This is a genomic window from Bradyrhizobium sp. 157 (genome assembly GCF_023073815.1).
In the GTDB taxonomy this organism is placed as follows: domain Bacteria; phylum Pseudomonadota; class Alphaproteobacteria; order Rhizobiales; family Xanthobacteraceae; genus Bradyrhizobium.
In genome coordinates this window covers 1-15149 of the sequence record NZ_JADPKF010000025.1, presented here as the reverse complement: position 1 = coordinate 15149, position 15149 = coordinate 1, and the positions used below count along the sequence as shown (strand labels likewise).

The window sequence follows — 15149 nt, the reverse complement described above, 5'->3', positions numbered from 1 at the left end:
TCATGCCGCTGTCGACCAGTTCGAACTTTGCCAAGCCTGATGACGCGTTCCGTGCCATCGTCGAGGCGCATCGTGGGCTTAACGACGAGCAAAGCGCCGATCTCGATGCGGCTCTGGTTCTCATCCTCGCCAATCACATCGGCGACCTCGATGTGCTGAAGGAGGCGATTGCGCTCGCCGCCCGGCGCATGCTCGATGCGAGCCAGCAGCAACAGCAGCAACAGCAGCAATAATTCGCGTCTTAAACGAAGTCAGGAATCGAATCGATGGCCAAAGGTTTTGCGTCCACTACGGATCTCACGGAGAAGAAGATCACCTTCTCCGAAATCGGCACCGATCTTTACGCGTTCACCGCCGAAGGCGATCCGAACTCCGCGATCATCATTGGCGACGACGGCTGCCTGGTGTTCGACGCCCAGGCGACGCCGGCGATGGCCAATAAAGTGATCGAGCGCGTTCGCACCGTCACCGACAAGCCGATCAAATATGTCGTGCTGTCGCATTATCACGCGGTGCGCGTGCTCGGCGCTTCCGCCTACAAGGCGCAGGGCATCGTGGCCTCGGCCGAAACCTACCGGCTGATCGAGGAGCGCGGCCAGCAGGATTGGGATTCCGAATATGGCCGTTTCCCGCGCCTGTTCCAGGATGCGGGGAGCATTCCCGGCCTGACCTGGCCGACGCTGACGTTTGAAGGCGAGATGTCAATCTATCTCGGCAAGCGCGAGGTGCGGCTGATGCAACTCGGCGCCGGGCATACGTCGGGCGACATCGTGGCCTGGGTGCCGGATGCCGAGGTGATGTTCTCGGGCGATCTCATCGAATATCACTCGGCCTGCTATTGCGGCGATGCGCACTTGCGCGAATGGCCGATGACGCTGAATGAAATCCGCGCCTTCAACCCGAAGGCGATTGCGCCGGGCCGCGGCGACGCACTGAAGGGACTTTCGACCGGACGCGATGCGATCGCGATGACGCGCGATTTTGTCACCACGCTGTATGGCGCCGCGGAAAGCTCGGTCGCCAAAGGTCGCACGCTGAAAGAGACCTTTGCCGCGACGCGCGAGGTGATGGACCCGAAGTTTTCCAGTTTTGCGATCTACGAGCACTGTTTGCCGTTCAACGTCTCGCGCGCATTCGACGAGGCGTCCGGGATCGACGATCCCGTGATCTGGACCGACAAGCGCGACCAGGAAATGTGGGCCGCCCTGCAAGGAGGAGGATGACCATGAATATCAACACCTCGCCTGATCAGATCGTTCGCAGCAGCGCACAACTGACGCCGGGCTACATGTCCGGTTTCGGCAACAGTTTTGAGACCGAGGCCTTGCCCGGCGCGCTGCCGATGGGCCGCAATTCGCCGCAGCGCTGCGCCTATGGGCTCTATGCCGAGCAATTGTCTGGCTCGCCCTTCACCGCGCCGCGCGGCAGCAATGAGCGCTCCTGGCTCTACCGCATCCGCCCGTCGGTGAAGCATTCCGGCCGCTTTGAAAAGGTCGATGCCGGGCTGTGGCGCACCGCGCCCTGCCATGAATACGAACTGCCGATCGCACAACTGCGCTGGGATCCGGCGCCGATCCCGAAGGAAGACAAGACTTTCCTGCAGGGCGTGCAGACCATGACGACCGCTGGCGATGCCAACACCCAGGCCGGCATGGCCGCGCACGTCTATCTCATCACGAAGTCAATGGTCGATCAGCATTTCTACAATGCCGACGGCGAGATGATGTTCGTGGCGCAGCAGGGCAATCTGCGCCTCGTCACCGAGTTCGGCCGAATCGATATCGAGCCGGGCGAGATCGCAGTGATTCCACGCGGCGTGAAATTCCGGGTGGAGATTCCGAATGGACCTGCGCGCGGCTATCTCTGCGAGAATTACGGCGGCGCGTTCACGCTGCCGGAACGCGGGCCGATCGGCGCCAACTGCCTCGCCAATTCGCGCGATTTCCTGACGCCGGTGGCGGCGTACGAGGACAAGGACACGCCGACCGAACTCTACGTGAAATGGGGCGGCTCGCTGTTCAAGACCACGCTGCCGCATTCGCCGATCGACGTGGTGGCGTGGCACGGCAATTACGCACCCTACAAATACGATCTGCGCACCTTCTCGCCGGTCGGCGCCATCAGCTTCGACCATCCCGATCCCTCGATCTTCACGGTGCTGACCTCGCCGTCGGAAACCGCGGGTACTGCGAACATCGATTTCGTGATTTTCCCGGAGCGCTGGGCGGTCGCTGAAAACACCTTCCGCCCGCCCTGGTATCACATGAACATCATGTCGGAGTTCATGGGCCTGATCTACGGCATCTACGACGCCAAGCCACAGGGCTTCGTTCCCGGCGGCATCTCGCTGCACAACATGATGCTGCCGCACGGCCCCGACCGCGAAGCCTTCGATCACGCCAGCAACAGCGAGCTGCAGCCGGTTAAGCTGACCGGCACCATGGCCTTCATGTTCGAGACGCGTTTCCCGCAGCGGGTAACCCAGCACGCGGCGACGTCGGCGACGCTGCAGGACGATTACGCCGATTGCTGGAAAGGACTTGAGAAGCGGTTCGATCCGAACAAGCCGTAGTCTCTTACCCTCCCCTGGAGGGGGAGGGTCGCTACGCACGTAGCGAAGCGGAGTGCGTAGCGGGGCGGGGTGACGGTCTTTCCGCACTGAACAGTGCCCGAGTTGAGAAATCACCCCACCCCGACACATATTTCGCTGCGCTCATATGAGCCGACCCTCCCCCTCCAGGGGAGGGTGACAAGCACCGTCGCGCCTCACGAGAAAACCATGCCCCATCCCAACGACCCCAAGCTCCGCTCCTTCATCGACGTCGCGCCTGATTCGCATTTCCCGATTCAGAATCTCCCCTACGGCGTGTTCTCCGCCAAGGCCGGGCTCGCCCCCCGTGTCGGCGTCGCGATTGGCGACTACGTGCTCGATCTCTGGCAACTCGCGCAGGACTGCCGCTTCGATGTCGTCGAGCCGGCGGTGTTCGCCGCGCCGCAGCTCAACCCGTTCATGGCGCTGGGGCCAAAGGTCTGGTCGAGCACGCGGGCGCGGATCAGTGAGCTGTTGCGGGCTGATCATCCTGAGCTCCGCGACAACGAAGCCTTGCGCCAGCGCGCGCTGGTGCCGATGGCGGACGTGAAGCTGCACATGCCGTTCGCGGTCTCCGGTTACACCGATTTTTATTCGTCCAAGGAGCACGCCACCAATGTCGGCGTGATGTTCCGCGGCAAGGACAACGCCCTACAGCCGAACTGGCTGCACATGCCGATCGGTTACAACGGCCGCGCTTCCACCGTCGTCGTCAGCGGCACGCCGGTCCGCCGGCCGCGCGGACAGTTGAAGCCGCCGAGCGCTGATGTGCCGAGTTTCGGGCCGTGCAAGCGGCTCGACTTCGAATTGGAGATGGGTGTGGTGGTCGGCCAGCCGTCGGTGATGGGCGAAATGCTCACCGAGAAGCAGGCAGAGGAGATGATCTTCGGCTTCGTCATTCTGAACGACTGGAGCGCGCGCGACATCCAGCAGTGGGAATATGTGCCGCTCGGGCCATTCCAGGCCAAGGTGTTTGCGACATCAATCAGCCCGTGGGTGGTGACGCGCGAGGCGCTGGAGCCGTTCCGTCTTCATGGCCCTGTGCAGGAGCCGAAGCCGCTGCCGTACTTGCAGCAGACGCAGCCGAACAATTACGACATGACGCTGGAGGCGGACTTGCGCGCCGCGCCGATGAACGCGCCGAAAAATATCAGCCGCACCAATTTCAAATACATGTACTGGTCGTCGGCGCAGCAGCTCGTGCACCATGCGTCGTCTGGCTGCGCCATGAATGTCGGCGATCTCTTGGGGTCCGGCACCATCTCCGGTCCGGAAAAGGATCAGCGCGGCAGCCTCTTGGAGATAAGCTGGAACGGCACCGAGCCGGTCGAGTTGGCCGAGGGCGTGAAGCGATCGTTCCTCGAAGATGGCGACTCGCTGGTGATGCGCGGCTGGTGCCAGGGCGACGGCTACCGCGTCGGCTTTGGCGAGGTCGAGGGGACGATTTTGGCGGCGGGGTAGGCCGTCCTTTGTGGAATGACGTCCTCTCCTCGTCATGCGAGGAGCGAAGCGACGCGAAGCAATCCATCTCTCCTCATCTGCGGCGGGATGGATTGCTTCGCTCCGCTCGCAATGACGCGGATGGTTCAGCGCTCCTCAGGCCGGATATCCTTCAGCCTCGCCGAATGCGCCGCGATGTCTTCCAGCGGGTACTTCAAATGCACCCGCTTGTCCGACGGCGGATGCTTGGTCACGCAGACGCCCGGCCGGCGCTCGGTCGCAGGCCGGATCGGCCGCCGCTCAAAACCGCCGCCGCAGTTCGGGCAAACATTGTGCAGCTTGGTCTCCACGCAATCCGCGCAGAACGTACATTCATACGAGCAGATTCGCGCGTCGATCGCATTCGGCGGCAGGTCCTTGTCGCAATATTCGCAGTTCGGCCGGAGTTGCAGTGCCATGGTCGTCTCGTGAGGTGATGCCGGACGGATCATCGCAAATCGGCCGGAAAACGCGAATGACGAATTTCCCTCGAATTGCGCCATGCGGCAAAATGATGGGGCTTCATCCTTCGAGACGCATCGCTTTGCGATGCTCCTCAGAATGAGGTCTACTCTCCCCTCATGGTGAGGAGCGTGGCGAAGCCGCGCGTCTCGAACCATGTGGCCCGGATGCTAACCTCGCAACGGCAGCTTCGCGCTCTCCTTCAGCCGGTCCAGCACGACCGACGAGCGCACATGCGCGACGCTCTGGTGCGGCATCAGCACGCTATTGACGAGGTCGGAGAGGTCCTTGAGGTCGCGCAGCACGACTTTCAGCACGTAGTCGGCATCGCCAGTGAGCGAATAGGCCTCCTGGATGTCGTCGACGCGGTTGACCAGGTCCCGGAATTTCTTGGCGTTGTCGGGCGAATGCGTCGCCAGCGTAATCTGAACGAAGGCGATCAGGTTGAAGCCGAGCGCCTCGCCGGCGAGGTCGGCGTGATAGCCGGCGATCACCTTTTCTTCCTCCAGCCGCATCCGCCGCCGCGAGCATTGCGAGGCGGACAGGCCGACGAGGTCGGCAAGCTGCTGGTTGGTCAGCCGGCCATCGTCCTGGAGCGCGGCCAGTATTTTGAGATCGAAGGCATCTGTCGAAATCATGCGCAGACCACCGGTTCTATGCACAGTCCGTGCGTCACAATAGCCCGATGCGGGACCGTTTGCATGCACTTTGCGTCGGTTTCGCCCGATATTGATCCAGATCAATTTACGGGAGATTCGCCATGGGTCCGTTTCCGCATGACGCGCCGGCCGCCACCATCAGCGCCGACAATCCGATGGGCACCGACGGTTTTGAGTTCGTCGAATACGCCCATCCGAAGCCCGAAGAGCTGCACGCGCTGTTCAAGCTGATGGGCTACGCGCCGGTCGCCCGCCACAGGACGAAAAAGATCACGGTCTATCGCCAGGGCGACATCAACTACCTCGTCAACGAGGAGCCTGATACCCATGGCCACGGCTTCGTCGCCGCGCACGGGCCGTGCGCGCCGTCGATGGCGTTTCGCGTGGTCGATGCGAAGCAGGCCTACGAGCGGGCGCTCTCGCTCGGCGCGGAGCCGGCGGACATATCTTCGGCGCAGAAGACGCTCGACGTTCCCGCCATCAAGGGCATCGGCGGCAGCCTGCTCTATTTCGTCGATCGCTACGGCGCAAAGGGCTCGGCTTACGATATCGAGTTCGAATGGCTGGGTGCGCGCGATCCGCGTCCCGACGGTGCCGGGCTCTACTACATCGATCACCTCACTCACAATGTCCAACGCGGCCGCATGGACGTCTGGACCGGCTTCTACGAAAAGCTGTTCAACTTCCGCCAGATTCGCTTCTTCGACATCGAGGGCCGGGCGTCCGGCCTGTTCTCGCGTGCGCTGACCAGCCCGGACGGCAAGATCCGGATCCCGATCAACGAGGATGCAGGTGATTCCGGACAGATCGAGGAATATCTCAACATCTATCGCGGCGAGGGCATCCAGCACATCGCCTGCGGCGCACGGGATATCTACCGCACTGTCGAGACGCTGCGCGAGGCAGGATTGCCGTTCATGCCGTCGCCGCCGGATACCTATTTCGAGAAGATCGACGCGCGCCTGCCGCAGCACGGCGAGGACGTCGCCCGCCTGCAGCGCGACGGCATTCTCATTGACGGCGAGGGCGTCGTCGACGGTGGCCACACCAAAGTGCTGTTGCAGATCTTTTCCGCAAACGCGATAGGGCCGATCTTCTTCGAGTTCATCCAGCGCAAGGGCGACGACGGGTTCGGCGAGGGCAACTTCAAGGCGCTGTTCGAATCGATCGAGGAGGATCAGATTCGACGGGGTGTGTTGAAGGTGGACAACGCGGCGTAGCCCGTCATTGCGAGCAAAAGCGAAGCAATCCATCGTGCCGCAAGCGGAGGAATGGATTGCTTCGTCGCTGCGCTCCTCGCAATGACGATGCAACCACCCACCGCCTTCTGAATCCTCGTGTCCCGGACGCACTGCAGCGTGCTCCCGGCGATGCGAAGCATCGTCCGGTACGCTGCTGCGCAGAGCCGGGACCCATCTCGCCGTAGGCCCCGGCTCTGCAGCGCATCGCGTTGCGCTGCACTGCGTCCGGGGCACGAGACCTGCGAGGTTATCGACCCGCCTTCCACGTATCAGCCAATTCAGCGAGCTCCGCCTTCTCCGCATCCCGGATCGCCGACGGCGTCCGCGAGAAGCGTGGCGCGGGCGCCGGCTGGGTCACGCCGTGGCGCTCGACGAAAATCTTTCGCGCCGCCATGTGCGGATGTTTCGGCGCTTCCGCCATGGTCAGGATCGGCGCGAAGCAGATGTCGGTGCCTTCCATGATTTTGCACCAGTCTTCGCGCGTCTTGCTCTTGAAGACCTTGGTCAGCTTTTGCTTCAGCGCCGGCCAGGCCTTGCGGTCCATCTGCGCGTCGAAATCGGCCTCGGTGAGGCCAGCATGCTGGCGCAGCAGCGCATAGAACTGCGGTTCGATCGAGCCGATCGAAATGAAGTTGCCGCAGGCGCATTCGTAGACGCCGTAGAAATGCGCGCCGCCATCGAGGAAGTTCTGCTCGCGGCCTTCGACCCAGCGGCCGATCGCGGTCATGTCGAAGAACATCGACATCAGCGACGCCGCGCCGTCGCACATCGCGGCGTCGACCACCTGGCCCTTGCCGGATTTTGACGCTTCCAGAAGCGCCGCCAGCACGCCAACCACGAGATAGAGCGCGCCGCCGCCGAAATCGCCGACAAGATTGAGCGGCGGCACCGGCTTTTCCTTGGTGCCGATCGCCGCGAGCGCGCCGGTAACCGAGATGTAGTTGATGTCATGGCCGGCAGCGTGCGCCAGCGGGCCCTCTTGGCCCCAGCCGGTCATGCGGCCGAACACCAGGCGCGGATTGCGCGCCATCACGACATCAGGTCCGAGCCCCAGCCGCTCCATCACGCCGGGACGAAAACCCTCTATCAGCGCGTCGGCATTCGCGAGCAGATCGAGCACCTGCGCGACCGCGGCCTTGTCCTTGAGGTCGAGCTCGACCACTTTCCGGCCGCGCCCCGCCACCGACTTCAAATTCTTCTTCGCGCCGACGCGATCGAGCGTCACGACTTCGGCGCCCATGTCGGCCAGCATCATGCAGGCGAACGGGCCCGGGCCGATGCCGGCGAATTCGACGATGCGGAAGCCTGTGAGCGGACCGGAGGTGCGGGTGGCGGATTGGGTGGCTGGTTTGTCGAGCACTTGTTTTCTCTCCCAATGGAACGTCTTAATTAGTTGATTAGCTAAATTGTCCCGCCGAAGCGAGGGCGTGGCAAGCCTCTTTTGCCGAGAATTGGACCAAAAATGCGAAAGCGGCGCGCATCGCTGCGCGCCGCTCGCATGTTGTGTTCAGGCGCTATCAGCCCGCGGCGTCCACGGCACGTTGTGCCATCACCTTCACCAGGTTCGCGCGATAATCAGACGTGCCGTGAATATCGCTGATCATGCCATCATCTGAAACCTTGACGTTGTCGAGCGCGCCCGCCGACCAGTTCGCTTGCAGCGCCGTCTCGATCGCCGGCACCCGCATGACGCCGTTCTGCGACGCGCCTGTGGCAGCTACCCTGACGTCACCCGCCTTGGTCCTGGTCACGAACACGCCGGTCAGCGCGAAACGCGACGCTGGGTGCCGCATCTTGGCGTAGCCCGCTTTTGCCGGGATCGGGAATGACACGGCGGTGATGATCTCGCCGTCCTCGAGCGCCGTCGTGAACAGGCCCTTGAAGAAGTCGTCCGCCACGATCGAACGCTTGTTGGTCTTCACCGTCGCGCCAAGCGAAACCAGGGCTGCGGGAAAATCCGCCGCCGGGTCGTTGTTGGCGATCGAGCCGCCGATGGTGCCGCGATAGCGCACGGCGGGGTCGCCGAGTATGGAGGTGAGGTAGGCGATCGCCGGGATCGACTTTTTCACGTCGGCGCTTTGCATGATGTCGAAATAGGTCGTGGCCGCCTTGATCGTCAGCGTGTCGCCCGAGGCTTCGATGCCGACCAGCTCCTTGATCTTGCCGAGATCGATCACGTCGGATGGCGAGGCCAGCCGCTGCTTCATGACAGGGATCAGCGTGTGGCCGCCGGCCAGATATTTCGAATCTGAACCCTTGGCAAAGATCGCAGCGGCTTCATCGACCGAGGAGGGGCGGTGGTAGGTTGTCTGGTACATGACTGTGCTCCTCTTACGCGTTGCCGTGGATGGCGTGCCAGACGCGGTCGGGCGTCGCCGGCATTTCGAGTTTGTTGTTGCCGATCGCATCCGTGATGGCGTTGATGACGGCGGCGGATGCGCCGATCGCGCCGGCCTCGCCGCAGCCCTTAACGCCGAGCGGATTGCCCGGACAGAGCGTCGTGGTGTGCGAGAGCTTGAACGAGGGCAGGTCGTCCGCGCGCGGCATGGCGTAATCCATGAACGTGGCCGTTAGAAGCTGGCCCGATGAATCGTACACCGTGTTTTCCAGCAACGCCTGACCGATACCCTGGGCAAGGCCACCATGGACCTGGCCTTCGACGATCATCGGGTTGATCAGCCGCCCGAAATCATCCGCCGCCACGAAGTTGACGAAGGTGCTCTTGCCGGTAGCGGCATCGACTTCCATTTCGCAGATATAGGCGCCGGCCGGGAAGGTGAAGTTGGTCGGGTCGTAGAACGCGCCTTCCTTCAAGCCTGGCTCCATGCCATCAGGCAAATTGTGCGCGGTGTAGGCGGCGAGCGCGACCATCGGCAGCGCCAACGACTTGTCGGTGCCGGCGACCTTGAACTCGCCGTTCTCGATGACGATGTCGTTTTCCGATGCCTCGAGTTGATGGGCCGCGATCTTCTTGGCCTTGGCTTCGACCTTTTCCATCGCCTTCAGGATCGCGGTGAGGCCGACGGCCGCCGAGCGCGAACCATAGGTGCCCATGCCGAACTGCACCTTGTCGGTATCGCCATGGACGATCTGCACCTGGCTGATCGGAATGCCCAGGCGTTCGGCGATGAGCTGGCAGAAGGTGGTCTCATGACCCTGGCCGTGGCTGTGCGAGCCCGTCAGGACTTCGATGGTGCCGACCGGATTGACCCGCACCTCCGCCGATTCCCACAGGCCGACGCCGGCACCCAAGCTGCCGACCGCCTTTGAGGGCGCGATGCCGCAGGCCTCGATGTAGCAGGAGATGCCAATGCCGCGCAGCTTGCCCTCGGACTTCGCTTTCACCTTGCGGGCAGGGAAGCCGGCGTAGTCGATCGCCTTCATCGCGGCATCGAGCGAAGCGTGGAAGTCGCCGATGTCGTAGGCCATGATGACAGGAGTCTGGTGCGGGAATTGCGTGATAAAGTTCTTCTTACGCAATTCCGTCGGATCAACGTTCAACTGCCGTGCCGCCGTCTCCATCAGCCGTTCCACCACAAAGCTTGCTTCGGGCCGGCCCGCGCCGCGATAGGCGTCGACCGGAACGGTGTTGGTGTAGACGCTGATCACTTCGGCGAAGATGTTGGGAATGTTGTACTGGCCCGACAGCAGCGTCGCATAGAGATAGGTCGGCACCGAGGATGAGAACAGCGACATATAGGCGCCGAGGTTTGCGTAGGTCTTGACGCGCACGCCGGTAACCTTGTTGTCCTTGTCGAACGCCATCTCAGCCTTGGTGAGGTGATCGCGACCATGCGCGTCGGTCAGGAAGGCCTCAGTACGGTCGCCGGTCCACTTCACCGGACGACCGACCTTCTTGGACGCCCACAGCGCCACCATCTCCTCAGGATAAATGAAGATTTTTGAGCCGAAGCCGCCGCCGACGTCGGGCGCTACTACCCGCAGTTTGTGCTCCTGCGCGATATTGTAGAACGCCGACAGCACGAGGCGAGCGACATGCGGATTCTGCGATGTCGTGTAGAGCGTAAAATGCTCCTCGGGCTCGTTATATTCCGCGATCGCCGCGCGCGGCTCCATCGCGTTCGGCACCAGGCGGTTGTTGGTGATGTCGAGCGAGACGACGTTGGCTGCTGATTTGAACGCGGCATCGGTTGCGCCTTCATCGCCGATGGTCCAGTCGTAGATCACGTTGCCGGGGGCTTCCGGGTGCAGTTGCGGCGCACCCGGCGCGATCGCGGCGCGGATGTCCGGAACGGCGGGTAGTTCCTCATAGTTGACGATCACGGCTTCAGCCGCGTCGCGGGCCTGGTTCTTGGTCTCGGCGATCACCACCGCGACCGCCTGGCCGACGAAGCGTACGGTCTCCGGCGCCATCGCCGGCCATGCGCCCATCTTCATGCCGGTGCCATCCTTGGAGGTAATCGCCCAGCCGCAGATCAGATTGCCGATCTTGTCGTCGACGATCTGCTGGCCGGTCAGCACACCGACCACGCCCGGCATCTTCATCGCCTCTGACGTGTCGATGCTCTTGATCTTCGCATGTGCATGCGGGCTGCGGATGAAGTGTGCGTGGGTCATCCCCGCCAGCTTGATATCGTCGACGTAACGGCCCTTGCCTGTGATGAAACGGCGATCTTCCTTGCGCACGACGCTTGCGCCAATGCCTTCAACGCCCATTGTGTCCTCCCGACCGGAATTGTTGTTTCCGCTGCTTCTTTTCGAAACGCGGCCCTGAATTCAAATTGCCGTCCGCTGCGCTACTCCGCCGCCTGCGCGACCTTCATGCGTCCGGCTGCATCGAGCACCGCCTTGACGATGTTGTGGTAGCCGGTGCAGCGGCAGATGTTGCCTTCCAGCTCCTGCCGGACGGTTTCCTCATCGAGCTGGCCGCTATGGCGGTGCACAATATCGATCGCCGACATGATCATGCCCGGGGTGCAGTAACCGCACTGCAGGCCGTGATTGTCGCGGAATGCCGCCTGCATCGGGTGAAGCTCGTCGCCCTTGGCGATGCCCTCGATCGTGGTGACGCTGGAGCCGGCGGCTTGGCCGGCCAGCACGGTGCAGGATTTCACCGCCCGGCCGTCGATATGGACGACGCAGGCGCCGCACTGGCTGGTGTCGCAGCCGACATGCGTGCCGGTCAGGTTCAAATGGTCGCGAAGGAGATGGACGAGAAGGGTCCGGTCTTCGACCTCGGCCGAGACGGCCTTGCCGTTTACCGTCAGCTTGACTGTAGACACGCGTGGTACCTCCCGATGTTTTATAATTATTCCAATTAGAAACAGCGGCGAAGGAACTTGCAACTAGGATTTTGGTCGGCCCTGTCATTGTGATGACATTCGCGTAGCGTGCGCGCGCAGAAGAAGACTCTCGACGCGAGTTTTTCTACCCTCCCCTGGAGGGGGAGGGTCGTCATGCATCGTAAGATGCGTGGCGGGGTGGGGTGACGGTCTCACCTCACGTTCAGTGCTCGAGTGGAGAGATCACCCCACCCCGTCTCACATTTCGCTGCGCCCCATGTGAGCGGACCCTCCCCCTCTAGGGGAGGATAAGAGAGCGGTCACCCCAGCACCCCTTGCAAGTTTTGCCCGGATTTACCCGCCCTTATCCATTCTGCCTTAACTTTGCGCACCGGATCGGGGGCAGGGCCTCCGATGCCTGTCTTTCAGAACGAAAACGGGGTGTGACGTGCGATTTTTGAAGCGTGGCGGCTCGTCTTTCAAGCTCCCGACCCTGCGGTTCCGCGCCAAGATCATGCTCGGCTTTGCCGTCGTGCTGGCGATTTCGGCCGCCAGCATGGGGTTCGCCTATCTCGGGTTCGAGCGGGTCTCGGCCGGCGTGGAGTCCTACCGGCGCAGCGTGCTGGAGGCGAACCTGTCGCGAGACATCGATCGCGAGCTGATTTCCTACCGGTCGCTCGCCCGCTATTTCGTGGCGACCGGAAAGGAAGAGGATGGCAAGGCGGCTCTGGCAGCCGAAGCCAACCTGAAGGAAGCGATCATCGCCTCGATGAAGAGCACCACCAATCCGACACGGCTCGAGCAGGTCGCAAAACTGGAACGGGAATTCCGCGCCTTCACCAAGATCTTTGCCGACATCCTCAAGGTCAAGGACGAGAGCGCGCGGATCGCGCAGAACCAACTGATGCGCAGCGGCCAGTCGCTCTATTACAAACTCGACGATCTCCCCAGTGACGCCGAGGAATCCGAGCTTCAGGCGGTCACCTTCAGCGCAAAAAAAGTGGCCGATGAGTTTCAGGCCGTGGTGGGGCTAGCCAACACGTTCGTTATCAACTCGGACAAAACGGTCGCATCCAGCGCACTCGCGCGGTTGAAATTTCTCGGCAACTCGTTGAAGGCGATCCCCGTGAACAACGACAAGATTCGCCAAGGGGTCCAGGAGATTTCGAGTCTTCTGGAAGAATACCAGAAGTCGCTCGCCAAGCTGGTCGACAATTCCAAGGAGATCGACGAGCTGACGCTGGAAATGACGGAATCGGCCGCCGCGATCAACAAGGGCTCGGCGGCGATGAAGTCGGATCTCTTGGCCGATCAGAAGCGGTTAGAGGCTGAATCGGATGCGACCATCGGCGAGACCGAACGGCTGATCCTGATCCTGGCCGCCGGTGGCTTTCTGCTCGGCTGTGTCTGGGCCTTTTTCCTCGGCAAAGGTATTTCCCGGCCGATGATTGCGATGTGCAATGCCATGCGCGAACTCGCCGCCGGCAATTTCGAAGTCGTGCTGCCCGGCCTCGGCCGCAAGGACGAACTGGGCGAAATGGCAAGCGCGGTCGAGGAGTTCAAGGTGCAGGCGATCGCCCGCGCCGAGCGCGACGCCGCGACCCAGGAAGCGCAGAACAAGGCGGCGAGTGCCGCGCGCCGCGCCGAACTTATTCGCTTCGCCGACGAATTCGAAACCGCGGTCGGCGCTATCGTCTCCAACGTGTCGTCCTCGGCCGTGCAGCTCGAATCCGCCGCCGGCAAACTCACACGGACAGCGGAGACCACCCAGAGCCTCTCGAACCAGGTCGCCGGCGCCTCGGAAGAAGCCTCCAGCAACATGCAATCGGTGGCGTCCGCGACCGAGGAACTGTCGGCTTCCGTCGACGAGATCGGGCGGCGCGTCAAGGAATCCAGCCAGATTGCAGAGGCCGCCGTTCGTCAGGCCGAACAGACCGACGGGCGGATCGGCAAGCTGTCGCGTGCCGCGCAGGAGATCGGCGACGTGGTCAAGCTGATCACGGCGATTGCCGAGCAGACCAACCTTTTGGCACTGAACGCCACCATCGAGGCCGCCCGCGCGGGCGATGCCGGCCGCGGCTTTGCAGTGGTTGCATCCGAAGTCAAATCGCTCGCCAGCCAGACTGCGAAAGCGACCGACGAGATTTCCAGTCACATCTCGGGCATGCAGGGCGCGACGCAGGAATCGGTCGCCGCGATCAAGGAGATCGGCGGCACCATCGGCAGGATCTCGGATATCGCCGCAACGATCGCCAGCGCCGTCGAGCAGCAGAGCGCGGCAACGCAGGAAATTGCGCGCAGCGTTCAGAACGTCGCGCAAGGAACCCAGGAGGCCGCAGCCAACGTCATGCACGTCAATCGCGGCGCGACCGAAACCGGCTCGGCCTCCGGGGAGGTGCTGAATTCGGCCCGCACGCTATCCAGCGAAAGCACGCGCCTGCGCGAAGAGCTCGACCGCTTCATGGCGAATATCCGGGCGGCGTGAGGTGCCTGTAGTCGGTGACCGTGTCGGCAAAGCGTCACCCAACCAACTGCTGTCCTCGCCCGGCTCGACCGGGCGATCCAGTATTCCAGAGACGGTAATTATCAATCGAGAGGCCGCGGCGTACTGGGTACCCCGCTTTCGCGGGGTATGACGATCGGAAGGTCGTGACGAGAAGCTCTCCTCACTCCCTTCCGAACTGATGCCTCAGCTCCACCTTCGCGCGCTCCAGCCGCGTGCGCTGCGTTTTCGGCAAGGTCTTGCCGGCGCGGTTGATGTAGAAGGTCAGCATCGACAACGCCGAGCGATAGGCGCCGCTCTTGCGGCGCGTACTGTGCTCGGCGGAGCGCTTCAGCGATGCCGCGATCTTCTTCGCGCTGGTCTGCTTGAAGACGCCGCGCTTCAGATCGAGCGCGTCGCTTTCTTGTGTCACGCGTTGCGACCATCGCTTCGGCGATGATTTCTTCCCCTTTGTCGTGCGACTGCCCTTCCGGGCTGCGGTCTTCCGTGGTGTGGTTTTCCGGCGTTCGGCCATGTTTCGACTCCATTGCTGTTTTGCCGAAAACGGTCGCCCGATTGTTCGGTTCCCTGCGCCCTCTGAAGAAGTGGGCGGGAAGTTGATGGCAAAACTCGGACGCGATGCGTCGCGAGAACATGAACGCGTGCCTGCGTAGGATGGGTAGAGCGAAGCGAAACCCATCATCACGTATACCGGCATTGGTGGGTATCGCTTCCGCTCCACCCATCGTACGGGACTGTCATCGCCCGGCTCGACCGAATGATCCAGTTTCCCAGAGACAGCAGTGATTGAACCGATGAGCCGCAGCGTACTGGATCCCCCGCCTTCGCGGAGGATGACGGTGGTGTGTCGCGTCGCTACAACCGCGTCATTGCTGTCGATGTTCACTAATTCGCTGATTGGATCGCGGTGGTCTTGGTAGCGGCGAAGGCCTTGGGAGTTTGCCCTGCCAAGGCCTGATGGGGTCTGTGGTT

13 protein-coding genes are annotated in these 15149 nt (G+C 62.4%); 6 read left to right on the top strand and 7 right to left on the bottom strand.

Annotated elements, in window-relative coordinates:
* The first annotated feature begins 2 nt into the window (after window positions 1-2).
* From IVA95_RS06000 to fahA, 4 genes are all read left to right on the top strand, one after another.
* Window positions 3-233, top strand: a complete 231-nt coding sequence (locus IVA95_RS06000; protein ID WP_247509678.1) for a DUF2783 domain-containing protein — start codon at window positions 3-5, stop codon at window positions 231-233.
* A gap of 33 nt (window positions 234-266) precedes the next feature.
* Window positions 267-1223, top strand: a complete 957-nt coding sequence (locus tag IVA95_RS05995) for an MBL fold metallo-hydrolase (RefSeq protein ID WP_247509677.1) — start codon at window positions 267-269, stop codon at window positions 1221-1223.
* Between the two features lie 2 nt (window positions 1224-1225).
* The gene (gene hmgA / locus IVA95_RS05990; protein ID WP_247509675.1) at window positions 1226-2572 is read left to right on the top strand and encodes a homogentisate 1,2-dioxygenase; all 1347 of its coding nucleotides are present in this window, start codon (window positions 1226-1228) and stop codon (window positions 2570-2572) included.
* A 207-nt stretch (window positions 2573-2779) separates the two neighbouring features.
* Complete coding sequence (gene fahA, locus IVA95_RS05985) at window positions 2780-4051, top strand: fumarylacetoacetase (RefSeq protein ID WP_247509674.1); 1272 nt, start codon at window positions 2780-2782, stop codon at window positions 4049-4051.
* A gap of 125 nt (window positions 4052-4176) precedes the next feature.
* Here fahA and IVA95_RS05980 read toward each other — a convergent pair whose 3' ends face one another.
* Entirely contained in the window at window positions 4177-4488 is a 312-nt protein-coding gene (locus IVA95_RS05980) for a DUF1272 domain-containing protein (protein WP_213252635.1), read from the bottom strand.
* A 213-nt stretch (window positions 4489-4701) separates the two neighbouring features.
* Window positions 4702-5169 (bottom strand): Lrp/AsnC family transcriptional regulator, encoded by a 468-nt coding sequence (locus IVA95_RS05975; RefSeq protein WP_247509672.1) that lies wholly within the window; start codon window positions 5167-5169, stop codon window positions 4702-4704.
* Window positions 5170-5291: 122 nt separating this feature from the next.
* On the opposite strand from IVA95_RS05975, the gene hppD reads away from it, so the two are divergent.
* Window positions 5292-6410 (top strand): 4-hydroxyphenylpyruvate dioxygenase, encoded by a 1119-nt coding sequence (gene hppD / locus IVA95_RS05970; protein WP_247509670.1) that lies wholly within the window; start codon window positions 5292-5294, stop codon window positions 6408-6410.
* Between the two features lie 268 nt (window positions 6411-6678).
* Here hppD and IVA95_RS05965 read toward each other — a convergent pair whose 3' ends face one another.
* The 4 genes from IVA95_RS05965 to IVA95_RS05950 all read right to left on the bottom strand — a co-directional run bounded on the left by IVA95_RS05965 (window position 6679) and on the right by IVA95_RS05950 (window position 11674).
* Window positions 6679-7791, bottom strand: coding sequence for a CaiB/BaiF CoA-transferase family protein (locus IVA95_RS05965; RefSeq protein ID WP_247509669.1), 1113 nt, complete (start codon window positions 7789-7791; stop codon window positions 6679-6681).
* A 157-nt stretch (window positions 7792-7948) separates the two neighbouring features.
* Window positions 7949-8749: a xanthine dehydrogenase family protein subunit M gene (locus IVA95_RS05960; protein WP_247509668.1), complete on the bottom strand. Its 801-nt coding sequence runs from the start codon at window positions 8747-8749 to the stop codon at window positions 7949-7951.
* A 13-nt stretch (window positions 8750-8762) separates the two neighbouring features.
* Window positions 8763-11108 (bottom strand): xanthine dehydrogenase family protein molybdopterin-binding subunit, encoded by a 2346-nt coding sequence (locus tag IVA95_RS05955; protein ID WP_247509667.1) that lies wholly within the window; start codon window positions 11106-11108, stop codon window positions 8763-8765.
* Window positions 11109-11188: 80 nt separating this feature from the next.
* Window positions 11189-11674, bottom strand: coding sequence for a (2Fe-2S)-binding protein (locus IVA95_RS05950; RefSeq protein WP_161850695.1), 486 nt, complete (start codon window positions 11672-11674; stop codon window positions 11189-11191).
* Between the two features lie 514 nt (window positions 11675-12188).
* Between IVA95_RS05950 and IVA95_RS05945 the strand changes: the two genes are divergently transcribed.
* Complete coding sequence (locus IVA95_RS05945) at window positions 12189-14159, top strand: HAMP domain-containing methyl-accepting chemotaxis protein (protein ID WP_247509699.1); 1971 nt, start codon at window positions 12189-12191, stop codon at window positions 14157-14159.
* A gap of 181 nt (window positions 14160-14340) precedes the next feature.
* Here the strand turns inward: IVA95_RS05945 and IVA95_RS05940 are convergent, their stop codons facing one another.
* Complete coding sequence (locus IVA95_RS05940) at window positions 14341-14691, bottom strand: DUF3175 domain-containing protein (RefSeq protein ID WP_247509698.1); 351 nt, start codon at window positions 14689-14691, stop codon at window positions 14341-14343.
* Window positions 14692-15149: the final 458 nt, after the last annotated feature.

Excerpts from the sequence above, each read along its gene's own strand:
- hppD (WP_247509670.1), top strand. The coding sequence starts at position 5,292 with ATGGGTCCGTTTCCGCATGACGCGCCGGCCGCCACCATCAGCGCCGAC.
- hmgA (WP_247509675.1), top strand. The coding sequence starts at position 1,226 with ATGAATATCAACACCTCGCCTGATCAGATCGTTCGCAGCAGCGCACAA.
- IVA95_RS05975 (WP_247509672.1), bottom strand. The coding sequence starts at position 5,169 with ATGATTTCGACAGATGCCTTCGATCTCAAAATACTGGCCGCGCTCCAG.
- IVA95_RS05945 (WP_247509699.1), top strand. The coding sequence starts at position 12,189 with ATGCTCGGCTTTGCCGTCGTGCTGGCGATTTCGGCCGCCAGCATGGGG.
- IVA95_RS05960 (WP_247509668.1), bottom strand. The coding sequence starts at position 8,749 with ATGTACCAGACAACCTACCACCGCCCCTCCTCGGTCGATGAAGCCGCT.
- IVA95_RS05995 (WP_247509677.1), top strand. The coding sequence starts at position 267 with ATGGCCAAAGGTTTTGCGTCCACTACGGATCTCACGGAGAAGAAGATC.
- IVA95_RS06000 (WP_247509678.1), top strand. The coding sequence starts at position 3 with ATGCCGCTGTCGACCAGTTCGAACTTTGCCAAGCCTGATGACGCGTTC.
- IVA95_RS05940 (WP_247509698.1), bottom strand. The coding sequence starts at position 14,691 with ATGGCCGAACGCCGGAAAACCACACCACGGAAGACCGCAGCCCGGAAG.
- IVA95_RS05955 (WP_247509667.1), bottom strand. The coding sequence starts at position 11,108 with ATGGGCGTTGAAGGCATTGGCGCAAGCGTCGTGCGCAAGGAAGATCGC.
- fahA (WP_247509674.1), top strand. The coding sequence starts at position 2,780 with ATGCCCCATCCCAACGACCCCAAGCTCCGCTCCTTCATCGACGTCGCG.
- IVA95_RS05980 (WP_213252635.1), bottom strand. The coding sequence starts at position 4,488 with ATGGCACTGCAACTCCGGCCGAACTGCGAATATTGCGACAAGGACCTG.